We start from the raw sequence: 22,241 nt of genomic DNA, 5'->3' as shown, positions 1-22,241 counted from the left end.
GACACCTCAGTAATAGACCTTAGGCACGGTCAGGTCGGAGGGTGAAATCTCGGTACCGACCCATTTGGTGAACAGCTCGTTGTAACGGCCACTGCGCACCTGCTGGTTGACGAACAGATTGAGGTAGTTGAGCAGACCATACTCGTTGCGCTTGGCGCCCAGGGATACGTAGTCGATGGTGTAGGGCGCGTTACCGGCGATTTTCAGGTTCTTGTATTTGCCCGACTTGATCGTGGCGGCGGCCACGGTGTTGGTGACCACGGTGGCGTCGATGTGGCCTTGGGCGACGGCCAGCAGCGTGTCGTTCTGCGACTGATAGGCGCGGAAAGTGCCGGTGCCCCAGCTCTTCACATCTTTTTCCAGAGCGATGGCTTCATAGGTGCCGCTGGTGTTGCCCAGGGCTTTGCCTTTGATATCGGCGAAGCTGTTGATGCCGGTGTTATCGCGGGTCAGCACGACCATCTGAAAGGCGAAGTACGGCACGGTGAGGCCGACGGTCTTGGCTCGTTCAAGGGTGTCGGACGTGGACGCGACGATCACGTCTGCGCGCCCGGAGACCAGCGCCGGAATTCGATCGGGGAAGGGCGTTTCAACCACTTCAGCCTCGACCCCTAGGATTTTCGCCAGGTCGCGGCAGTAGTCCACGTCGAAACCGGCCGGGTTGTTACCTTCATCGCGAAAACCCATGGGCGGGAAGTCCAGCGTCACGGCGCAGCGCAGCTTGCCCGAGCCGATAATGTCGTCGAGCTTGTCGGCCTGGGCGGTGGCAATGAAGGACGTACTGAGAACAGCGCTGAGGGCTACGGCAAATGCGGGGTTTTTCATAGAGGCCTCGTTGTCGGAAAGTGCTGTTGGATATCGTATTGTGAATTTCGTATACGATATGTGATTAGCAATGAGCGTGCCTGTTTCCGAACAGAGGCGAGAATTAATCGCCAAGCCTTGAGTTAAACGTCTTACAAGATTGTGGGAATAGGCCGTAGGAGAAGAGCGTCTCGGTGACTTGTATCAGGCGGTGTTACAGAAGGGAGCAGTGGGAACGCCGGGCGCCCCTTAAAGGAACACTCGCCCAAGTTCAGCGACGGCTTTCGCGATACTGACTCGGCGCCAGACTGGTCAAGGCGCGGAACTGCCGACTGAAAGCGCTGTGATCGGTGTAACCGCAGCGCAGGGCGATCTCGGTAATGGGCAGCTCGGTGTGCAGCAACAGTCGGGAACCTTCTTCCAGGCGCGCCTTGTGAATCATCTGCCGTGGGGTGAGTTGGAACACCCGTTTGCAGTGGCGCTCCAGTTGCGCCACGGAAAACCCGGCGATCGCGGTCAGTTCGGCGAGGCTGATAGGCCGGGCGAAATGGCTGCGGATGTGCGCGTCCACCGCTGCGAGTTTATGGAACGCCGGATGGCTGGACTGTGGCGCTTGCAGGTCGCGGGAGATACCAGCCAGGCCGACGATCTGACCTTGCAGGTCGCGCAGCGCGAGTTTGTGGGTCAGGCACCAAACCGGCTGGTTACCGTAATACAGGTGCAGTTCGAGTTGGTCAGCCAGTTCGCGGCCGGTGGACAGTACCCGCCGATCCTGCTCGGTGTACAGCGGGCCGAAGCGCTCGGGAAAGACCCTGTCGGCGGTGCGCCCGAGCAGCTCGTCACTGTGTTTGAAACCGCAGCGCCGGGCCAGGGTCTGGTTGACGAAGGCGTAGCGGGCCTCGCTGTCTTTGATGAAAAACACCACGTCCGACAGGGTGTCGAGCAGCGCCGCGATCGGCTGCAGACTGCTCAGCAGAGTGGGCAGGTCGCAGGGTTTGAAGGTAGTGAGCGAGGCATACATGGCGCTGGGCGTCTGGAGGCAATGCCCGGGATCATAAAGACTCGGCGACGGACCCGAAAGCCCCGGGCCGGCATTCAGGCCGGCGGGGTGTCGTCCAGGCACAGCAAGGTCTCGATCCGTGCCGGACTGAACGGTGGTCGTGGTGCCGAAGGTTGCCAGCCGAACAGGTGCTGCAACGCGCCGCCACACACACGGCCCTGGCAGGCGCCCATGCCGCAGCGGCTGGCCAGCTTGGCCTCGCGCCAGTCAGTGTGCCCGGCAAGCGCTGCGTAAGGCACGTCTTCGCAACGGCACACCAGGGTGTCGGGTTGTGCCAGCGACTTGAGTTGCGGACCGAGGGTGAATGCTTTGTTGAGGGCGTTGGCGAAACCCTGCCAGCGCGCACGGCGCGGCCACAATGCTCGGGCCGAATCAAGGTCGCCGACGGCGGAGTGGCCAGCGATGGCGCCTTCGACCAATGCCAGTTCACTGCCACCGAAACCAGTGCATTCACCTGCCGCGAAGTGATCGGCGCGGCGAGTGGTCTGCCAGGCATCGACGGCGATCGCCTGATCTTCAAGTTCGCAGCCGAGGGCCTGGCCGAGTTGGGTGTTGGGAATCAGACCGAAGCCACAGGCCAGGCGATCACACTCCAGCTCGACGATTTTTCCTTGCTGTTGCAGGCGCACACCTTCCAGCCGCTCATTGCCCAGGGCGGCCAGTACATGGGTGCCGGTACGGTAATGGCGGTCGAACAACGTGACCGACTGCATCAGCTTGTTGGGCCAGCGTGGCAGTTGCGCGGCGAAACCGGCGACGGCGGCCGCACAGGCCTGCTCGGCGATGCGCAGCACTCGGGCGCCGTTGTGTTTTGCGGTGGCGGCGCTGGCCAGCAATAACGGTCCGCTGCCGGCAATCACAATGCGTTCGTCCTGCACCGGCAGGCCGCCTTTGATCAGCGCCTGGAGGCCACCCGCGCCAGTCACGCCGGGCAGCGTCCAGCCGGGGAAGGGCAGCAGTAATTCGCGGGCGCCGGTACACAGAATCAGTTTGTCGTAACCGATCAACCAGCCTCGATCGGCGTCTTCGACCAGCAGTTGTTTCGGCCCGGCGCAGGCAATCACCCGAGTGCCGGAGTGGCGGCGGATGTTGCTGAACGCCTCCAGTCGCTCGCGCATCTGACGCGCCGGGTTCGGCAGCTTGACTTGAGGTCCGTCGCGCCAGATTTGCCCACCCGGCAACGGGTTGTCATCGAGCAGGACGATGTGCGCACCGCTGGGCGCCGCAGCGAGCGCGGCGGCCATGCCGGCGGGACCGGCACCGATGATCAGCAGGTCGGCGTGCTCGCTCATGCTTGAGTCTCCACATGCATGCCGTCACGGCACAGCGTCTGGCACGCCAGACGTCGTCGACCGTCGATGGTCACCCGGCATTCCTGGCAAATGCCCATGCCACACAGCGGTGCGCGACGTTGGCCACTGACCGAGGTGCGCGTGCAGCCATCGCCGCTCAGCGCCAGTGCCGCGGCGACGCTGGTGCCCTCGGCAACCCGCAGGGCACGTCCGTCCAGCATCAATTCAGGCATAAACGGGCTCTCCGAGAAAACGTTGCGGCAGATACGGTTGCGCGGCCAGTGGCGGGGTTTCGTTGAACAGCTGCGCGACCATCAGGTCGGCGGTGCCGGGGGCGGTCGTCACGCCGAGGCCCTCGTGACCGACCGCCAGCCATAAACCTTTGCGTTGCGGGTGCTGACCCACCAGCGGCAAGCCGTCGGGGCTGGCAGCGCGAAAACCGGTCCAGGCGCGGATGCCGTTGAGCTGAGCCAGACCCGGCATGTAGTCGGTGGCACGCCGGAGCATTTTCGCCAGCATCCAGCCCTCGACTTGCGGGTCGGTGGTGCCGAATTGTCGCGAGGCACCGATGAACAGCTGCCCGGTGGGCCGGGGCTGAATATTGCACGCCGTCGAGGGGCCAGTTGCGTTGTGGGCACTGGTGACGTAACCGAGTTCCACCAGGGTGTGGGTGACTTTTCCGGGGTAGCGGTCGGTGATCAGTAAGTGGCCTTTTTTTGGTTCGATCGGCAGCTCGGGGCAAAGCGCATTGGCCTGGATGCCGTTGGCCAGAATCACCGCTTCAGCGCTCAGCCAGTGGCCGTCGTCGAGTCGCACGCGGTTGCCATCGACTTCGCTGACCCGCGCCCGGCGTTGGCTGATGTTCGGTGTATCGAGCATCCAATTGGCCGTCGCCGGCGCATACAGAATGCCATCGCCATTGATCAGCAGACCGCCTTCCAGGCCCTTGCGCAATTCCGGTTCGCGTTGGTGCAAGGCACCGCTGGAGATCAACTCGCAGGCCACGCCTTGGGCCTGCAAGTTCAGGTATTTACTGTGGGCGACGGCCATTTCTTCGGCATTGGTGGCCAGCCAGAGGGTGCCATTGCAACGGTAGGCGCAGCCGTCGGGCAGGGCCGGCGCCAGTTCGCGCCAGCGTTGCAAAGAATATTGACTGAGGGCCAGTTCGGCCGGGTTGTCGTCGAGGACCAGCAAGTGGCCCATGCCCGCCGCCGTGGCGCCGGGCAGGCCGGCGTCCAGCACCAGCACGCGCAAGCCGCGCCCCGCCAACGCTTGGGCACAAGCGGCGCCGATGATGCCGGCGCCGATCACGATCACATCGGCCGCCAGACCCTCGTTCACGGGCGAATACCCCAGGCGAACGGGTCGTCCTGTTCGATGATCAGGCTGGCTTCGGCGCTGATAAAGGCGCGGCCGCGAATGGTCGGCACGATGCGCTCGCCCTGAAGTTCGTAGGAACCCTCGAACTCGCTGCCGATGACACTGGCCTGACGCCAGATCTGTCCCGGCTGCAATTTGTCGTCGGCTGCCAGGCACGCCAGTTTGGCGCTGGTGCCGGTGCCACAGGGCGAGCGGTCGTAGGCTTTGCCGGGGCAGAGGACGAAGTTGCGGCTGTCGGCCTGATCGTCATCGGCGAACAGTTCGACATGGTCGATCAAGCCGCCGTCTTCGCCGCGAATCCCCTGAGCTTCCAGTGCTTGCTGGACGGCGAAGGTATAGGCGGTCAGCGTATCGAGGTTATCGCCAGCAACGCGCAGGCCATGCTCGGCAATCAGGAAAAACCAGTTCCCACCCCAGGCAACATCGCCGGTTACTTGACCGATCCCCGGCACCTGCAGCGAAAGCGCTTTGCGGTAACGGTACGCTGGCACGTTGCGCACGCTGACTGAATGATCTTCGTGCAGCGTCGCCTGCACCGTGCCCACCGGGGTTTCGATGCTGTGCACCCCAGGGCCGATCTTGCCCAGATGCGCCAGCGAGGCCACCAGGCCGATGGTGCCGTGGCCACACATGCCGAGGTAACCGTTGTTGTTGAAGAAAATCACGCCGGCACAGGCGCTCGGGTCCACCGGCTCACAGAGCAGGGCGCCGACCAGCACGTCACTGCCCCGCGGTTCGAGTACGCAGGCAGCGCGCCAATGATCATGCTGTTGGGCCAGCCGCTGTCGACGTTCGGCCATGCTGCCGCTGCCCAGGTCAGGAAAACCGGCGGTCACCAGGCGGGTCGGTTCGCCGCCGGTGTGGGAGTCGATCACGGTGATGCGTTTCATAAGTTGGCCACGCCCGTTCAGATGAGTGAACGAAAGAGTGGCCTGTGCGGGGGCTTGCCGGCTTGATGGTTTTATCCAGTGCCAATGACGAAATCGGCACAGCGCGGCGAGCTGTCAGTGGTGATGAGGCAGGTGCTCGAACAGGGTCTTGCAGACGCCGGCAATGTGTTCGTCGAGCAACTTCACCGCCAGGTCCACGTCACCGGCGCGGCAGGCCGCAAGGATTTCCCGGTGTTCGTGATCGGCGCGTTCCTTGCCGGCCGACAGGCTCATCTGCATGCGCAGGTAGCGCTCCAGCTTGTCGTTGACCGAGCGGATCAGGCCGACCAGAAACGGTCGTTGCGCCGGTTCGTAGAGGCAAGCGTGCAGTTCCCAATTGAGCTCGGCCCAGCGCCCCACGTCATCTTCGCCAATGAACTCCTGACAGATGCGTTCGGCACGGGCGAAGGTGTCTTCGGTCATGTTCGGAATGGCCAGGCGCAGCACCTTGTCTTCGAGCAGCATGCGCACTTCGAACATCTGCGCCAGTTCCGCATCGGAAACCCGCGTGACCATCGCCCCGCGATTGCGCTGGAACATCACCAGTCCTTCGGCCTCCAGGCGTTTGAGGGCTTCGCGCACCGGAATCTTGCTGACGTTGAACTGGCGGGCGATGTCGTCCTGGCGAATCGGCTCGTCCTCGGCGAAATGCCCGGCGACGATGGCGTCACGCAGATGACGGGTGATGATTTCCGACGTCGAAGGCGAATTGCCAAGGTCGGGAGCGTTGAGTTTTGTCAGGGCCACGGTCGTGATCGTTAGGATTGAATTGCAGATATGGTATACGAATTTCCCCAGGGTGTTCCTTCGGCGATGGCCAGGACCTCCAGCCACTGCAATATCTTCCCGATCCGATTGCAACTGCTACGCTACGTTCTGGCAGCGCTCAAGTCGTTCATGGCCATCGAGGTGGCGGGCGACAGGCGGTTACCTGCAAGGAGGCAGGCAGTTGTGATCAAGCCCAGTGGTAATTCGAGTGCGGACATCGTTCCCGAGCCTCTTGGCCGAGAAGAGGTGGAGAGGGTGCTCGCGCTGTTATTGGCCAGCCCGTTGTTCGCCAAGTCACGGCGGATGGGCGCCCTGCTGCGCTTTCTGGTCGAGCACGACCTTCAGTTCTCGGACATTCCCCTCACCGAGCATGCCATCGGCATCGCGGTGTTTCGCCGTGATCCGGCGGTCTACTGCACCGGCGATGATCCGGTGGTGCGGGTGCAGATTGGCCGATTGCGGCGCAAGCTCGCCAGTCATTACGCCACGTTTGGCCAGCAGGATCCGGTGCGTCTGAGCATACCGGCCGGTTGTTATCGGCTGGCGTACCAGCGACTCAGACTCAAAGGCCTCCCTATTCGCCATCCTGTCCTGCAACTCCAGCCGTTTACCTGCATCACCCGCGACGGCGATGACTTTACTCAGGGCTTGTGCGAAGAGTTGAGCTGCAGGCTGTTCGAGTCATTCGAACAGACGCAAACGCCTGCGAACCATGTGCTGATGAAGGTGCCACGAAGTAGTGTAAAAGCACCGGATCTGGGGCGGGCCAGGCGCGGCAGTTATTTCCTGGAGGGCAGCGTGCGGGTAGAACCGGCCCGAGTCCGGACCTCGGTACGCTTGATTGATGTCGCTCAGGGCCGCATTCGTTGGTCTGCGCAGTTTGATCGCAATCGACCTTATGGCATTGCCACTCAGGAAGATCTGGCCGAGTCCATCTGCCGGTCGTTGACCGGATATTTCGCCAGGGTTGGCAGCGACGATGCCTGAGGATCAGGGGCAACGCGAGGTTGCCCCTGGGTGTGGCGGTTATATGGTTTTCCATTCACCGCCTTCGTAGAGACGAGCTGCATCATTGGCGAAGGTCAGCTCGATTTCGATGGCCTTGGAGCGCGAGGTGCTGAACATGGTGCTGGTCTGCACGTTCTGTTCGAACCACACGAGAATGGTCTCGACAGGGGTCAGAACGGTATTGCCGGTGACCACCTCGTTGACGGCCACGTAGATGGGTGTACTGACCTGATTGCCATCGATACCGGTGGACAACTGGTTGACCCCCGGGTGAATGGGTGCGTAGTCGTTCACCAGCGTGAAGGAAACGTTAGGACCGCCCGTCACGGCCTGACCCAGCAGGCCGGAGTCGGCGAGTATCGACGTTTGTCCCAGCCCGATGTTGACGATGTTGGTCGAGACTTTGACTTGCACGTTTTCCTTGAACACGTTGGAGGCGAACAACTGGTACTGAGGCGTCCAGCTGAATTCGTTGTTGCTCAGGTACTTGTCATAGGACTGCCAGACCACGTTGTAGTCTTCGGTCCCCACCTTCTTGGCAAAACACAGCTTGTAGCCGGACTTCTTGAGCTGGGTCAGATCGCCGGCGGCGATCTCGATCGTGACCGTTTTTTGAGTAGCTGCCAGGGTCGACCTCAACACCTTGCCGTAGTCGGCAGGGCTCAGGGCCTTGGTGGCGCCCAGGATCGACTTGACGGCTTCTTGCACGTCATCTTGGAGTTGCTGGCTGTGTTGGCTGACAGCGATTGATTTGCTCATGGTTTCCCTCTTCCTTGGTGGTGTGTTGGGCAATCAATGGGCAGCGGGCATCGAATTTGACGAGGGATCAGCACCCGACACGTCTTCCATGCCTCCACCGGGGAGGCGGGCGGTGCCGATGATGTGTCACGACCCTGTAAGCACATTGACGGCTTTACGGTAGGCGGGTCGTGCAGTGCGGCGAAGTGTCTTGGCGTTACAGTCAGAGGGGTCACTGGCACCGGTGCAGATCAGGAAGTAACAACCTGCGTAACAGTGTTGTATCAATGGGGTCGGCCGCCTGCCAGCCACCGCTCAGGTGGGCGTCGACGCTATCAACGTTCGGGCAGGTTCCAGCTTTCGCGAAAGTGCTCGTATTGCGCCTCGGGCATTTGAACCAGCAGAGGGGACTGGCGAGGATCCAGCCAATGGAACAAGCGAGAAATATCCGCTTGATCCATGGCAGTGCAACCCAGCGTCGGCGAGGTGGAGCCCCGCCAGATATGGAAGAAAATGCACGATCCCGAGGCGGGGGACGCCGGCGTATTGTGCTCGATGAAAATGCCTTTTCGATACATGTCATCATCGCGACGCATACGTTCGGAACTGTTCCAGTCTTTCGAAACAGTCGCTCCATCGACCAGCTCGTTATAGCGCTCGGAGTGGCTGTCATCCACGCATTCGATGGTCGGGGTGAGTGCCAGGTAAGGCAGTTTGGTGTCGGCCGTGCTGTCGTAGCCAAACGCCGTTCCCAGTTTGAATACCCCGGCAGGCGCTTTGCCATCGCCTTCACGTTTGACCGGACCCTCGCGTTGCTCAACGCTGCTCAGGCCCTTGCCCCACGCCAGCCCGCTCTTGCCGACCATCACCGGAAACGACCCTTCGTATTTTCGAAAGGTGTTTCCCTGCCGTTCATAGCGCTGGGCAGTGCCCTGGATGTCAGTCCAGTTTTTTGTGGTGACCACAATCAGCTGATTGGCGGTGTCGAGAGCGTCGCGTGTACCCAGCGGCGTGATGGGGAAGTCCATGACGTTCTTCGGCGAACCTTCGCTGTTGTATGTGAAATGCCACCATTCCTTGGAGTACCCAGTAAACCCTTCTTTCTCCATGGCCCTGCTGAGCTTCTGGCGATTGTCCTTGGCGGCAGCGCTGATCATCGGGTTGTCGGTATGCGCGCGCTCATCGAAGCAATCGAACCCCGTTCCCATGTCGAGCGCGCCGTCGCGCCAACGCTGGTCATAGGGGGCCGTGCAATCGACTTGCCCGGCTGAAGGTGTCCAGGTATCGGCGGGCAGGGCATCCGGACCGGTCAGTGTCAGGTCCACGGTTGCGCCTTTGGAGTGGTTCGACACCCGGGCCACGTAACCCAGGCGCCAGAAGTCCTGCTTGTCCACACGCGGATAGAACTCGGCCTTGCGCGGGTCCCCCGGCACCAAAGCGAAGCGCCCCATATCGGCAACGGCACGGCTGGGCCGATAACAGTCGAACACCTTCAAACCGTAACCCTTCGCTCGCAAGGCCGTTTGTACCCGAGCGAGGGCCTTTGCGGCGTCCAGCGATAACAGGCACTGCGCCGCGGCGTAACCGTCGAGTGGGTGCCCGGTGAAGTTGTGAGCGCTGGCATAGCGAATGTCTTGCTCAATGCCCGGATCAATCGTACGCAGATACACCATGTTCTCGGGTCGTGTCTCTGCAGCGGCCATGCCGGGCGCGACAATGCTCAGGCACAGGGCCCATAGCAACCAGGGCCGCGCGAGCCTGTTTGGCAGACGGACTGAAAATGGCATCGAGAAGGACGGAGGTTTGATTGGGCACAAAGGGCGCATGCGATACCTCCAAAGATTCTGGTTTCTAAACAAGATCATGCAATGACACGAGTCGGTGACAGTATCAATGCTCGATCCGCTGCACCAGCTGCGCCCTCCCTCCTTTCAGCCAAGATCACGCAGTTCCCGACGCAACACCTTGCCGACGGTGGATTTCGGTAAATGGTCCATGAAGACGACGATCTTCGGAACCTTGTAGGCGGTCATTCCACGGCGGCAATGGGATTTCACTTCATCTGCGGTCAGGAGGTTCTGGGGCTCTGACAACGAACAGTTTCTGAATGCTCAGTCTCGCTAAGAGGTGTGAGTAGGTCCTGGAAGCGATGCGATCATTTGATCAAAGACCGCTACCGCATATCTTCCATCAAGGCTTTTCAAGGTCGGCATTTCTGAAGGAAAACTGAATCGAACTCTGCCGGGAAGCACTTCATCCATAGCTGAGTACCAGGTCAGCAGAGCTTGTTGGAGGCGCACGTGTAGCTCGAATCTGCTCCGTCGGCGGGCGGTGTCTGCTTTGGCTCGTTCTCGCGCGAGCTGAGGATCTATGCGACCAACAATGTAACAGTCAGCAAAGCCAATACGTCCTTGTGCGATCGTTTCTCTTGTGACGTCCAACTCAGTTCGCCAGTCGTGTTCGCTCGCCTCGCCGATCTGCCAAAGGCTCCAAATGTAGTGGAGCTTGAGAGGGTCACTGTCACACAAAGCCCAAGAAGAAATGTCTTCCATGGTCAGCGCCGTTTGCCAGCGATCCACGTTTCGCTCGGCCCAAAAAGTTGCTGCTCCGACTGGATCCTTTATCCGATTCGGCTCGTTTTCAAAACGGCCGTTTTCAGGAATGACATGTTGCCCTCCATGCTTGGCGCACCAAGTGGTTTTCCCGCTGGCGCTGATACCCTCAACAACTAAAATCATCGTTTGCCCTTAAATCTGGAGTTCTGAAGGTGATGCGCAATGCGGCTGGCTGGTATTAAAAAGCATTTATGTCGTGTTCTTTGCTCACCCGTTAACCGACACGCAGCGTGTCGTTGTTCGTGCCTTCTAAGTCGACTGTGTATGGCCTTCGAGGCTGGTCTTGAGACGAGTGAGCGAAGCGAACGGCTTGATCTGTTTGTCAAACGTACCAGCCGTACCCTGCCGCGATGATCAGCGGAGAAACCAGCAGCGTTGCCCAGAACCCCGATTTTGGAACAGCAATGACGCAAATGATCGAGATCATAAGCACATAGATGCCAACAATTTTAAGTAGCGCGAGATCGCCAACGGCTACAGCGTGAATCGCTGTCTGCCCTGCGAGCATAAAAAGCGGCCCCAGCATGGTAAACCAGAGGGCAGTACGCCGATCTTCGTGCGCTTTGAATTGGTCAACGAAGCCTGAGTCTACAGCGGCGGCGAATGCTGTTTTGAACTTGAAAATACCGAATGGAATATGGAGGACACCCAAGGCGAACAGGGTCCATGCGACGATGTTTGACATGTCTTATATGCTCCGTAACGGTAAGGCTGGATAAGTGCCTGACGTTTGGTTAAGGGAGCGCAGCACGGTCCCGGTTTTATCGCAACGTCCAGCAACCGAAGAGAGCGATGTTGAGCGCATTTTCAGGTTGCGTCCTCACGGTGCGAGCCATCGGAACACCTAGCCCAAACAGATTGGTAAATTCCGCTGGTGTTTAAGATAAATAGATCAGCTCTCAGGGGAAATGATCGAGTCTGAACCAGGTTCAGCCGCTAGTTTCAATCGGTCAGCTTTACTAATGTATTTAGACTTGCTTGGCGGTGCCAATTTGGCACTGGCCTTCTTTGCGTGAGCCTTTAATAATTGCTTTATTTTTTTTTGACGATTCATGTTTTCTACTCGGCTTGTCAGTTCTTGAATGATGGCAGAGTTTTGCGCACGAAGCCTAGGTAGTGAGATAGCAGCTTCGCTGTGTCTTCGAGCATGTCAACCAGCTCAGGATATTTCAAACAGCATCATGCTGGCAGAGATCACGGCGAACCGGGTGCTGGATCAAATTGAGCCACCTGAATAATCACTGTGGGAGCGAGCAAGCTCGCTTGTATGTTTAGACTTGAAGGGGTGGGCGGGACTAAAAGCTCGATTCTGACCAGTACAGACCGTGGGAGACTTCTCATCCCGCCCCTTCTACCCAAAGCGCCGATAAGGAATTCATCGGTAAAACCGACGATAGAGGCAAGCCAGCGCAACGGTAGACCCCGACAAGCTCTTAAACCCTAGCTCCGAGGATTCGTCATGACAATCCTTACTTCGCAGACGGTGGTTGGCGTCGATATCGCCAAGACCGAAATAGTTGTCTATCGCTCCGACCGGCTAACCACTGACACCATCAAGAACGATCGAACAGCCCTCAAACGCTGGCTTAAAACATTGCCCGCCCAAAGCGCTATCGCCGTTGAAGCCACCAACATCTACCACCTGGACACCGTCGAGCTGGCCCATGCGATGGGGCACCAGGTCTATGTCGTGGATGCTTATCGGGTGAGCAACTATCGCCGCGGCATCGGCCAACGAGCCAAGAACGATCCCTGCGATGCCCGTCTGCTGGCGCGTTATTTGACGAACGAACAAGACGGACTGCGGATCTGGAGCCCACCACCCAAGGCCTACACCTCGCTGAAAAGCCTGCTCCACAGACGTGCAACGCTGATCCAGAACCATGCCGGTCTGATGCTGAGCTGGGCCAATGAACCCTTGTTGAAGAAAGTACAGAGCGCCCAGCAAAAGGCCTTCAAGCAAGCGGATCAGGCCATTCAGAAACTGCTGCGCAAGGTCAGCAAAGAGGCGGGTATTGAAGAGAATATCGACCGCTGCAAAGCCATCGAAGGGGTTGGCGAACTGACTGCAACCGGGTTGGCGACGACCTTTATGCGCGGTGATTTTGCCAATAGTGATGCGTTCATCGCGTTTCTAGGGATGGACCTTACGGTCGATGACTCCGGGAAGAAGAACGGCCCCCGGCACCTGACAAAAAAAGGGGATCCGGAAGTCCGCCGGTTGGCTTACAACGCCGCAATGGCAGCCTGTCGCTCAGCTAAATGGAAACCGTTTTACGAGTCGTATTTGGCAAGAGGCTTCTCGAAAACCCAGGCCTTGGTGGCCCTTGCCCGGAAACTCTGCCGGGTGGCATTTGCCCTGATGAAAAATCAGAGCGAATACCACCCGGCCTGAGGTTGCGGGGTTGCCCTGCAACATAGAATCTCCCACAGGTCCGTATTTTTATGGCTGTGGCGATCAGCTTCCAGCCCGTTTATTCAACGCCTCTTCCGCCGCGGCAATTTCAGCCTGACGCTTGACGATCATGTCGCCAATCGGCGGACCCTGGAAGCGTCGGGCTTCAAAACCGAACCAGACGATGGCCGTCAGCACCAGAAAACCGATGGTGATGTACAGCGCCCAATCGTTCGGTGGCTGGATGCCGATGACGAAAATGATCACCATCGAGAGGATCGAGAGGAGGGCGAACACTGTGTACCAGAAGCGCCCCATGTTCCACGGCCCCATGGTCGGCCACTTCGAAGTCCCGTAGGTAAACAGGCCCAGCACTATGGGAATGATGAAGGAGAAGAACAGGAAGATCACCGTGCAGGACACCACGATGGTATAGACCGGCGTTTCGCCGACCGAGATCACCGACGATCCCCAGACGAACAACACCGCGAGCGTGGCACCGGTCCAGATCGCTGCCACCGGGCTGCGAAGGGTCGGCGAGACCGAGGCCAGTGTTTTGGAGAAGGGCAGGCCGCCGTCACGGGAGAACGCAAAGATCATGCGTGAGACCGAGGTCACGGTCGCCAACCCGCAAAGAAATTGCGAGATGAAAATCGCCACGTAAAGCGCCAACTTCACAGTCGGATTGACCTGGGTGTCCATGGCCCAGAAAAACACGGTCCAGCCATGCTTCGCCGCCTCGTCCATGCTTGGCAGCATCAGCACAAACGAACTGAGCATGACCCAGCCGAACAGCAACGACCAGACCACCGACATGACCATGCCGCGCGGCACTGACATGGCGGCATTTCGGGTCTCTTCCGAGGTATGCGCAGAGGCGTCATAACCCGTGATGGTATAGATCGGCAAGAGCAGGCCGAGCATGAAAATCCAGCCGTTCGAGACCTGTGGCCAAACGCTGCCGCCAGCCTCGCCGGAATAGTTGCTGAAGGTCCATAACCGGGCGAACTCATAACTGGGTGCAGAGATCAGGCAGACGATGGTCAGCGCGAGCGCCGTGGCGAAGATCAGATAGCCCGAGAAGTCGGTGAGCTTCGCGGTCAGGCCGATACCCAGGTGGTTACACAAGGCCTGGAGACCGGTCAGGATCGCCAGGAAAATCACCCGGGTCGTGGTGGTGTCTTCCATTCCCAGGGCCGGTCCGAAGGCGCCGAAAAAGAAGTAATAGGTGCCGACGTTGATCGCACCGAGCACGGTGACCAGCCCGAGCAAGTTGAACCACGCGGTCAGCCATCCGGTGAAGCGGTTACCGAGAATCGAACCCCAATGATAGAGGCCACCAGCGGTGGGGTAGGCCGAGGAAATCTGCGCCATGGCCATGGCGAAAACCCCGGAGATCAGGCAACCGATCGGCCAGCCGATGCCAATTGACGCACCGCCCGCACCCGAGGTGCCCTGAGCGAGTGAGTTGATACCACCCGAGAGGATGCAGATGATCGAAAAGGAAATGGCAAAGTTAGAGAAAACGCCCATGCGTCGTGAGAGCTGCTGGGCATAGCCCATGTTGTGCAGCACCTTGACGTCATCGTCTTGCGGCGCGCTCGTGCCGGGCTGGCTTGCTGGATTCATGTTGTGTGCCCCTTAGGTTTTGATACGCATCCATCCGGGTTTTACGGTGCCGGATGGGCTGGCCTTCAACCCCTTGTCGTACTGCTCCTGTCTCTTACGGATAAACACCGTCCATGCTGCGAGTTCGCACCTTGGCCATGGACAGACAACTGCTCTACAGACGGCCGTGGTACGCCGCTTCGAAAATTTCTGCCGCGCCATTTCGGGTCAATGGCAGCGGGTTGCCGCCGGCGCAAGGGTCGACAATCGCCATGTCCGCGATCAGGTCGGCCTGCCGATCATCCACCCCCAGCTCAACCAGCGTATGGGGCACGCCGATGTCCTTGCGCAACTTGAGGACGAAGGCCAGAAAACTGTCGAAGCCGGGCGAGGGCAGACGCAAATAAGCCGCGAGGCGGGTGATGCGTTCCTCGATGGCCGGGCGATTGAATTTCAGGACATAGGGCATGAACGTGGCATTGGTCATGCCGTGATGGGTGTCGTACAGGGCGCCCACCGGATGTGAGAGGGCGTGCATCCCGCCCAGGCCTTTCTGGAAAGCGGTAGCGCCCATCGCGGCCGCCGCGAGCATTTCCGCTCGCGCCTCCAGGTCCGAGGGTGTGTGTACGGCTCGCACCAGGGCATTGGCGACCAGGCGCATGCCTTCCACCGCAATCCCTTCGGCCATGGGGTGAAAGCCGGGAGCGCAATACGATTCCAGACAATGCGCAAACGCATCCATGCCGGTGCCCGCAGTGACCTTGGCCGGCATGCCGACGGTGAGGGCCGGGTCGCTGATGACCACGCGCGGCATCATCTTCGGGTGGAAGATGATGCGTTTGGTGTGCGTACGCTCATCGATGATCACCGCGGCACGGCCCACCTCGGAGCCGGTACCCGCCGTGGTCGGCACCGCAATGATCGGGGCGATGCTGCCTTCGTCGGCGCGGGTCCAGTAGTCGCCGATGTCTTCGAAATCCCACACCGGTCGGGTTTGGCCGCTCATGAAGGCGATGAGCTTGCCCATGTCCAGGCCACTGCCACCGCCGAAGGCGACCACGCCATCGTGTTTGCCGGCGCGCCAGGCGTCGAGCCCGCCCGCCAGGTTGGCTTCGACCGGATTGGGTTTAAGGTCGCAAAACAGCGCGACGCCAAGACCGGCAGCGCGCAAGGCGTCCAGCGCTGCGGCAGTGATCGGGGCTCGCGCCAGGCCACTGTCGGTGACCAGTAACGGTCGCTGGATCCCTTGGCTGCGGCAGATCTCGGCAAGCTCGGCGATGCGGCCGGCACCGAAGCGGATGCTTGTGGGGTAGTTCCAGTTCGCGGTCAGGCTCATGGCTCAGATCTCGTGGCGCAAATGGAAGGATTTCGCGCGGGTCAGGTTGTCATAGCCAAGGCGCGACAGCGTGACGCCGCGCCCGCTGTTCTTCACCCCGGTCCAAGCCAGGGCCGGGTCCAGGTAATCGCAGCGGTTCATGAACACGGTGCCGGTGTCGATCTCGTTGCCCAGACGTTCTGCGGCGGCAAGGTCTTGTGTCCAGATGGAGGCGCTGAGCCCGAACTCACTGTCGTTCATCAAGGCGATGGCTTCGTCGTCGCTGGCCACCGGCATGATGCCGACCACCGGGCCAAAGCTTTCGTCGCGCATCACCGACATTTGATGGGTGACGTCGACTAATACTTGCGGCGCGAGGTAGGCGCTGCCCGGTGCGTCGGCAGGAAAATCCTTTGGATCGATCAGCGCCCGAGCGCCTTGGGTCAGTGCATCGGCGATCTGCCCGCGAACGAATTCAGCGGCACTCGGTGTGACCAACGGACCGAGCGTGGTGGCTTCGTCCAGTGGGTTGCCCAGCACGTATTGGCGGGTCAAGGCGACGAAGCGTTCGACAAACACCGGGTAAATTTTTTCATCGACATAAATACGCTCGACCGCGCAACAGCTTTGCCCGGAGTTGAAGAAGCTGCCGTCCACCAGGTTTTCCACTGCATGCTCGAGGTTGGCGTCTGACCGGACGTAAGCCGGGTCTTTGCCACCGAGCTCCAACCCCACGCCGAGGAAGCGTCCGGTGGCGGCGGTTTCCATGGCCTTGCCAGCATCGACTGAACCGGTGAAGTTCACCTGGTGCACGCGTCCCGAGCCAATGATCTCGCCGGTCTGGCCATGATCGAGCAGCAGGTTATGGAACAGGCCGGCGGGCAAGTTGGCGCGGCGCAACGCTTCGGCAAAACGTTCGCCAACCAGCAGCGTTTGCGAGGCGTGTTTGAGGATGACGCTGTTGCCGGCCATCAGCGCCGGGATGATCGTATTCACTGCCGTCAGATAGGGGTAATTCCAGGGTGCGACGACCAATACCGTACCCAGCGGCTCGCGTTTGATACAGCGACGAAAACCTGCGGCGGGTGTCGGTTCAAGCGCTGCCAAGGCTTCAGGCGCAATGGCGATCATATGGCGGGCACGCTCTTCGAAACCGCGCAGTTCACCAGCACCAAAGCGCACCGGGCGGCCCATCTGCCAGGCCAGTTCCGGCACGATGTCAGCCTTCATGGCCAGCATCGCGTCTACCGCGGCGCTGCAGAAGGCGGCGCGTTCGCTCAGTGGCCGGCGTTTCCATTGCGTCTGGGCTGCTTCGGCCGCCGCCAGAGCCTGGTCGATTTGCGCCGCATCGGCGTAGCGACGTTCGGCATAGACCCGGCCATCGACTGGGGAGATGAGTTGAATCATTGAAGTCATGATGGAAGTCTCAATAGCGCTCAAACCCGCGCTGCAGTTCCCAGTCGGTGATCCGCCGGTCGTACTCTTTCTGCTCCCATTCGGCGGTGTGCACGTAGTGGTCGATCACTTCATCGCCGAACGCCTCGCGCAACATGGTCGAGCCCTGGAGTGCGGCGCAAGCTTCGCGCAAGGTCTTCGAGACTTCAGGCAAGTGCTCGTCGACGTAGGCATCGCCCTCAAAGGGCGGCGCGAGGGTGAGCTTCTCGTCAATACCGGCCAGTCCCGCAGCGATCAACGCGGCGAAGGCCAGATATGGGTTGAGGTCGGCACCGCCAATGCGACATTCAATGCGGATGGCTTTGCTGCCTTCTGCGCACAAACGGAAACCTGCGGTGCGATTGTCCCGGCTCCACACCGCCCGGGTCGGTGCAAAGGTGCCGGCCTGAAAGCGCTTGTACGAATTGATGTAGGGCGCGAGAAAACAGGTGATGTCGTTGGCATATTTAAGCTGCCCGGCCACCCAGGAACGCATCAGTTTCGACATGCCAAACTCAGCCTTGGCGTCGAAGAACAGCGGCTTTTTACCGTTCTTGTCCCACAGCGAATTGTGGATGTGGCTGCTGGAACCGGCGGCGTCATAACGCCACTTGGCCATGAACGTGATCGCCTTGCCCTGCAGTTGCGCGATCTCTTTGCAGGCGTGCTTGATGATGACGTGGTGGTCGGCCATGGTCAGCGCATCGGCATAACGGATGTTGATCTCTTCCTGGCCCGGCCCCCATTCACCCTTGGAGTTTTCCACGGGAATGCCGGAGGCCTGCAGATGCTTGCGAATCGCCCGCAGCACCGGTTCTTCGCGGGTGGTCTGCAGGATGTTGTAGTCCTCGATGTAGTGACCGGCCGTTTTCGGCTTGTGGTAGTTGCGCTCGTGGATCGCCTCGTAACTCTCGTCGAACAGATAAAACTCCAGTTCCGAGGCGAACATGCCGGTGTAGCCGCGCTCGCGCAGTCGCTCGACCTGCTTTTTCAGAATCGCCCGCGGGCTGTGCGGCAGGTCGCGCCGATGGTGATGATCGAGTACATCGCAGAGCACCAGCGCCGTGCACTCAAGCCAGGGCACCCGTCGCAACGTGGCCATGTCGGGTTTGAGCACAAAGTCGCCATAGCCTTTGCTCCAGCTGGCCGCGGCGTAACCCGGCACCGGTTCCATGTCGATGTCGTCGGCCAGCAGGTAATTGCAGCAGTGGGTTTCTTCATGACCGCTGTCGATGAAAAACTCGACCTGGAATCGCTTGCCGACCAGTCGGCCTTGCATGTCGACCATGCAGACCAGAACGGTATCGATCTCGCCGGAGGCGGCGGCACGCTTGAGTTGATCAAAACTGAGGAAGGGCTCGGTCATCACGTAGTCCTGCGTGAATTGTTTGGGCCTGTCTGAAATAGCTGTTGCAGACGCTCTCCAGAACAAACCAAAACCTGCAGACGCGAGCATCGTGTGCAATAAGCTGCTGTAAGCGTAGCCTACTGTTGCAGTGTGCAAGTTTCGGAAATCGCAGCCTGATAAGTCGGGCGCAAAGGCGAGAACTGATCGCCCTCCAACGCGAGGAAACAAACATGACAAAGAAGAAAGCGCACAACACCTACCAACGTCTCGAACAGCAGTACCCGGATTACCTGGCCGCAGTGGAGGCCTTGGGTACGGCGGTGCGTCATACCGGCCCACTGGAAGAGATCGTTGTTCAGCTGATCCAGCTCGGTGCCGCGGCGGCCATCCGTTCTGAGGGCGCGGTGCACAGTCATACCCGACGGGCACTGGAGGCGGGCGCTACGCCAGAGCAGATCCGTCACACACTGATCTCACTGACCAGCACGATCGGTTTCCCCACCGTCGTCGCGGCTATCAGTTGGGCGGATGATGTGATTGAGACGTGAACGAGGTCTGTTGAGCCGCGTTTGAGCACCTGGCTTGTCAGCTTTTCGAAGCCCTCCATTCATGCGGAATCTGGCAACAGTGTCAAAGCAGACTTCAGCTTCACCACTAAGCCAGATACCGCCGAAACCATCCGAGCGTCCGGTCCCAGGCTAGCTTCGCTGCGGCCTCATCGTATCGAGGCGTGGAGTCGTTATGGAAACCATGGTTGGCGCCGGGGTAAATGTAGGCTTCATACGTCTTGCCCGCAGCTTTCAGTGCCTTCTCATAGGCGGGCCAGCCTTCGTTGATGCGCGTATCCAGTCGCCGTAGTGCAGCATCACCGGCGCCTTGATTCGGGCGACACCCTTGGCTTCTGGCTGGCGGCCATAAAAGGACACGGCAGCCCCCAGTTCCGGACAGGCGACGGCCGCGGCATTGGTCACACCGCCGCCGTAACAAAACCCGGTGATGCCGACTTTTCCGGTGGTCGCGTCATGCTTCATCAGCCATTCGATGGCGGCGAAAAAATCGTTCATGAGCTTTTCAGGGTCGACGGTCGCCTGCAGCTCCCGGCCTTTGTCGTCGTTGCCGGGATAACCGCCCAGCGACGTCAGGCCATCAGGGGCGAGGGCGATGAACCCTGCCTTGGCCACACGCCGCGCGACATCTTCAATGTACGGGTTGAGCCCGCGGTTCTCATGCACAACCACCACCGCCGGCACCTTGCCGGTGGCTTTCGCCGGGCGCACCAGATAGCCACGGACTTGCCCGTTGCCCTTGGGGGAGGGATAGGTGATGTATTCGGCAACGATGTCCGGGTCGGTAAATTCAACCTGCTCGGCGAGTGCATAATTCGGACTCAGGGCCGCGAGGAGCGCGCTGGCCGTCAAGCCGCCCAAGGTGAACAACGCCGCTCGATCCAGAAACTCTCGCCGGTTGATCTTGCCGTGGGCGTAGTAGTCGTACAGTTCGAGCAGTTCCGGAGCAAAGTCTTTCGCAGTGAGACGGGTCATCTGTGCGCTTCCTCTTGGGCGGGTCGATTGCTCTGTCGGTTGGACAGGGTGAGCGATACCTAACGAGCGTAGCCGCTCACAAACAAAAGAGGCCTCGAAGACTGGGTGAAAACGCGGAGAGGGTGACTCAAGCAAACGCCAGAGATTGTTTAGGGCGCTTGCTTTTGGGGGCAGACGGAAAAGGGCGTTCAGCCCATCAGTGCCATCAAACAATATGAAACAAATAGCCGATTGAGTTGTGATGTAACGAAATTATAGAAGTGTTCAGCTTTCCCGCGAGAAAAGTAATTTTTTCTTACGTTGAAAGTTGCTTTCTTAAACCCTCGCCATGGAGGTGCGCAGGGTTCGTTTCACGGAAGCATTGAAAAATGTCCCGTGATGTTTTTTGAGGTAATAAGGAGCTTGGCTAATGCCGTTAATAAGTGAGACAGCGCAACACAGAGCAAAATCAAAGCGATGGTCAGCCCTAAGCGTGCTCATGCTGCCAGTACTACTGGTGACCGTAGACAATACGGTGCTTGGATTCGCGTTACCAAAGATTGCCGAGGCCTTGAGTCCGAGCGCTAGTCAGCAGTTATGGATGATCGATGCCTATTCGCTGGTATTGGCGGGATTACTGGTGTCGATGGGTAGTCTGGGCGATCGAATTGGTCATCGAAAGTTGTTACTGGCCGGGTCTTTGGGTTTTGTCATTGTGTCGGTGCTGACCGCCTACTCCGATACCGCCATGCAACTGATTGCCGGGCGAGCTTGCATGGGGATTTTCGGTGCGATGTTGATGCCCTCTACTTTGGCATTGATACGCTCGGTGTTTCTGGATCGAGAGGAGCGCAGAGTAGCTGTCGCGATCTGGGCAACAACGCTGACGGTAGGATCAGCACTCGGTCCTTTGGTTGGTGGAGTTTTGCTGGAGTTTTTCAGCTGGGGGGCGATTTTCCTATTGGCGATACCCGTATTGGTGCCGTTGTTGGTATTGGGGCCGGTGTTGTTGCCCGAGTCCGAGAAAGACTGTTCAGGGCCATTGGATCCGCTAAGTATCCTGCAATCGATGGTTGCCCTCAGTGCCATCGTTTACGGCATTAAACACAGCGCCAGTAATGGTCTCGACTGGATGGCGCTGACAGCATTTGTAATCGGCATGGTTGCTGGGTGGATGTTTGTGCATCGGCAGTTACGTCTGCCAGTGCCGCTGATGGATCTGAGTCTGTTCCGAAGTGGCACCTTTAGCGGTTCCGTACTAATCAATCTGATGAGCCTCGCGTTCCTCGTCGGCTTTGTATTCTTTACCACTCAGTTCTTACAGATCGTCCTTCAGATGTCACCGTTGAATGCCAGCTTTGCGTTAGTACCTGGTCAGATCATGGCGATCGTAGTGGGAATGGCAGTCGTGCCTGTAGCGAGGCGAGTACAGGTGCATGTGCTGGTACCGATTCTGATGGCGTTTGCTGGGGCGGCGTTTTTGTTGGTCGCCAGCATCGGCAGCAGTCTGATCGTTCTGGTGGTGGCTTTTGCTTTGCTGAACATTGGCGTGGGCGCGATCGCGACGGTATCCAACGATGTGATTTTGTCGGCCGCGCCGCCGGAAAAGGCGGGTGCGGCGTCGGCCATTAGTGAAACGGCCTATGAAGTGGGTGTGGTTTTGGGGACGACCGTGCTCGGTGGTCTCGTCACTGCCTACTATCGCGGTGTATTGCAGCTTCCGGGCTTTTTGAACGAGGTGCAGACGATGCTGGCGAGTGAGACGCTATCGGGTGCTAATCATGTGGCGGTGCAGTTGTCGCAAGATCAAGCACGAGAGCTGATGACGCAGGCGGGAAGTGCATTCGAGGGTGGAATTAATCTGGTTTCGTGGGTGACGTTCGGCTTGGCACTCATGGCGATTTTTGTTGCCTGGCGCGCTCTGCGGACACCGAAGACGAAGCTTGCTGAAGGGCAGTGATCAAAAACGAACGTCGGGCCGTTTATCACACGGCCCGACTATTTCAGCGCTCAGCTCAAATCAGTTC

At 59.4% G+C, this 22,241-nt stretch carries 21 protein-coding genes and 2 pseudogenes; 5 read left to right on the top strand and 18 right to left on the bottom strand.

The window, feature by feature from the left end; translation table 11 throughout:
* Positions 1-6 precede the first annotated feature (6 nt).
* The 7 genes from QFX16_RS17105 to QFX16_RS17075 form a co-directional block, all read right to left on the bottom strand.
* Positions 7-825, bottom strand: a complete 819-nt coding sequence (locus QFX16_RS17105) for an ABC transporter substrate-binding protein (protein WP_283180622.1) — start codon at positions 823-825, stop codon at positions 7-9.
* A gap of 250 nt (positions 826-1,075) precedes the next feature.
* Positions 1,076-1,825, bottom strand: a complete 750-nt coding sequence (locus tag QFX16_RS17100; protein ID WP_283180621.1) for an AraC family transcriptional regulator — start codon at positions 1,823-1,825, stop codon at positions 1,076-1,078.
* A 74-nt stretch (positions 1,826-1,899) separates the two neighbouring features.
* Positions 1,900-3,156, bottom strand: coding sequence for an NAD(P)/FAD-dependent oxidoreductase (locus QFX16_RS17095; protein ID WP_283180620.1), 1,257 nt, complete (start codon positions 3,154-3,156; stop codon positions 1,900-1,902).
* The gene (locus QFX16_RS17090) at positions 3,153-3,389 is read right to left on the bottom strand and encodes a (2Fe-2S)-binding protein (protein ID WP_008157207.1); all 237 of its coding nucleotides are present in this window, start codon (positions 3,387-3,389) and stop codon (positions 3,153-3,155) included. The genes QFX16_RS17095 and QFX16_RS17090 overlap by 4 nt, the downstream gene beginning before the upstream one ends.
* Positions 3,382-4,497, bottom strand: a complete 1,116-nt coding sequence (locus QFX16_RS17085; protein WP_283180619.1) for an NAD(P)/FAD-dependent oxidoreductase — start codon at positions 4,495-4,497, stop codon at positions 3,382-3,384. Before QFX16_RS17085 ends, QFX16_RS17090 begins: the two co-directional genes overlap by 8 nt.
* Positions 4,494-5,426, bottom strand: coding sequence for a 4-hydroxyproline epimerase (locus QFX16_RS17080; RefSeq protein WP_283180618.1), 933 nt, complete (start codon positions 5,424-5,426; stop codon positions 4,494-4,496). The genes QFX16_RS17085 and QFX16_RS17080 overlap by 4 nt, the downstream gene beginning before the upstream one ends.
* 114 nt (positions 5,427-5,540) lie before the next feature.
* Positions 5,541-6,212, bottom strand: a complete 672-nt coding sequence (locus tag QFX16_RS17075) for a GntR family transcriptional regulator (protein ID WP_176471612.1) — start codon at positions 6,210-6,212, stop codon at positions 5,541-5,543.
* A gap of 150 nt (positions 6,213-6,362) precedes the next feature.
* Here QFX16_RS17075 and QFX16_RS17070 point away from each other — a divergent pair, with 150 nt between their 5' ends.
* On the top strand, positions 6,363-7,220 hold the full coding sequence (locus QFX16_RS17070) for a hypothetical protein (protein WP_283184587.1): 858 nt from the start codon (positions 6,363-6,365) through the stop codon (positions 7,218-7,220).
* Positions 7,221-7,259: 39 nt separating this feature from the next.
* Here the strand turns inward: QFX16_RS17070 and QFX16_RS17065 are convergent, their stop codons facing one another.
* The 6 genes from QFX16_RS17065 to QFX16_RS17040 all read right to left on the bottom strand — a co-directional run bounded on the left by QFX16_RS17065 (position 7,260) and on the right by QFX16_RS17040 (position 11,648).
* Entirely contained in the window at positions 7,260-8,000 is a 741-nt protein-coding gene (locus QFX16_RS17065) for a hypothetical protein (RefSeq protein ID WP_283180617.1), read from the bottom strand.
* A 314-nt stretch (positions 8,001-8,314) separates the two neighbouring features.
* The gene (locus tag QFX16_RS17060) at positions 8,315-9,805 is read right to left on the bottom strand and encodes a M15 family metallopeptidase (RefSeq protein ID WP_439900087.1); all 1,491 of its coding nucleotides are present in this window, start codon (positions 9,803-9,805) and stop codon (positions 8,315-8,317) included.
* A gap of 105 nt (positions 9,806-9,910) precedes the next feature.
* Positions 9,911-10,072 carry an AMP-binding enzyme gene (locus tag QFX16_RS17055; protein ID WP_439900086.1) on the bottom strand — a complete coding sequence of 54 codons (162 nt, stop codon included), beginning with the start codon at positions 10,070-10,072 and terminating at the stop codon, positions 9,911-9,913.
* Between the two features lie 27 nt (positions 10,073-10,099).
* The gene (locus QFX16_RS17050) at positions 10,100-10,717 is read right to left on the bottom strand and encodes a hypothetical protein (RefSeq protein WP_283180615.1); all 618 of its coding nucleotides are present in this window, start codon (positions 10,715-10,717) and stop codon (positions 10,100-10,102) included.
* Positions 10,718-10,916: 199 nt separating this feature from the next.
* Positions 10,917-11,279, bottom strand: coding sequence for a DUF6463 family protein (locus QFX16_RS17045; protein WP_283180614.1), 363 nt, complete (start codon positions 11,277-11,279; stop codon positions 10,917-10,919).
* 207 nt (positions 11,280-11,486) lie between these two features.
* On the bottom strand, positions 11,487-11,648 hold the full coding sequence (locus tag QFX16_RS17040; protein ID WP_283180613.1) for a DUF2986 domain-containing protein: 162 nt from the start codon (positions 11,646-11,648) through the stop codon (positions 11,487-11,489).
* Positions 11,649-11,760: 112 nt separating this feature from the next.
* Here QFX16_RS17040 and QFX16_RS29760 point away from each other — a divergent pair.
* Positions 11,761-11,832 (top strand): annotated as a pseudogene (locus QFX16_RS29760) (DUF6124 family protein); the annotation flags it as partial.
* A 221-nt stretch (positions 11,833-12,053) separates the two neighbouring features.
* A complete protein-coding gene (locus QFX16_RS17035) occupies positions 12,054-12,989 on the top strand; it encodes an IS110 family RNA-guided transposase (protein WP_283180612.1) in 936 nt (311 codons plus the stop codon).
* Positions 12,990-13,052: 63 nt separating this feature from the next.
* On the opposite strand, the gene QFX16_RS17030 is transcribed toward QFX16_RS17035, so the two are convergent.
* From QFX16_RS17030 to QFX16_RS17015, 4 genes are all read right to left on the bottom strand, one after another.
* Positions 13,053-14,618, bottom strand: a complete 1,566-nt coding sequence (locus QFX16_RS17030) for an amino acid permease (RefSeq protein WP_283180611.1) — start codon at positions 14,616-14,618, stop codon at positions 13,053-13,055.
* A gap of 154 nt (positions 14,619-14,772) precedes the next feature.
* Positions 14,773-15,933: an iron-containing alcohol dehydrogenase gene (locus tag QFX16_RS17025; protein ID WP_283180610.1), complete on the bottom strand. Its 1,161-nt coding sequence runs from the start codon at positions 15,931-15,933 to the stop codon at positions 14,773-14,775.
* A gap of 3 nt (positions 15,934-15,936) precedes the next feature.
* Complete coding sequence (locus QFX16_RS17020; protein ID WP_283180609.1) at positions 15,937-17,328, bottom strand: aldehyde dehydrogenase family protein; 1,392 nt, start codon at positions 17,326-17,328, stop codon at positions 15,937-15,939.
* A 10-nt stretch (positions 17,329-17,338) separates the two neighbouring features.
* Positions 17,339-18,712 carry a glutamine synthetase family protein gene (locus tag QFX16_RS17015; RefSeq protein ID WP_283180608.1) on the bottom strand — a complete coding sequence of 458 codons (1,374 nt, stop codon included), beginning with the start codon at positions 18,710-18,712 and terminating at the stop codon, positions 17,339-17,341.
* A gap of 212 nt (positions 18,713-18,924) precedes the next feature.
* On the opposite strand from QFX16_RS17015, the gene QFX16_RS17010 reads away from it, so the two are divergent.
* Positions 18,925-19,242, top strand: coding sequence for a carboxymuconolactone decarboxylase family protein (locus QFX16_RS17010; RefSeq protein ID WP_008157167.1), 318 nt, complete (start codon positions 18,925-18,927; stop codon positions 19,240-19,242).
* A 106-nt stretch (positions 19,243-19,348) separates the two neighbouring features.
* Here QFX16_RS17010 and yghX read toward each other — a convergent pair.
* Positions 19,349-20,235: pseudogene (gene yghX / locus QFX16_RS17005) on the bottom strand (YghX family hydrolase).
* A gap of 478 nt (positions 20,236-20,713) precedes the next feature.
* On the opposite strand from yghX, the gene QFX16_RS17000 reads away from it, so the two are divergent.
* Complete coding sequence (locus QFX16_RS17000; RefSeq protein WP_283180607.1) at positions 20,714-22,174, top strand: MFS transporter; 1,461 nt, start codon at positions 20,714-20,716, stop codon at positions 22,172-22,174.
* Positions 22,175-22,241 lie beyond the last annotated feature (67 nt).

Origin of the sequence: Pseudomonas svalbardensis, assembly GCF_030053115.1 — a bacterium.
Lineage (GTDB): Bacteria > Pseudomonadota > Gammaproteobacteria > Pseudomonadales > Pseudomonadaceae > Aquipseudomonas > Aquipseudomonas svalbardensis.
This window is presented reverse-complemented; position numbering and strand designations above follow the sequence as displayed.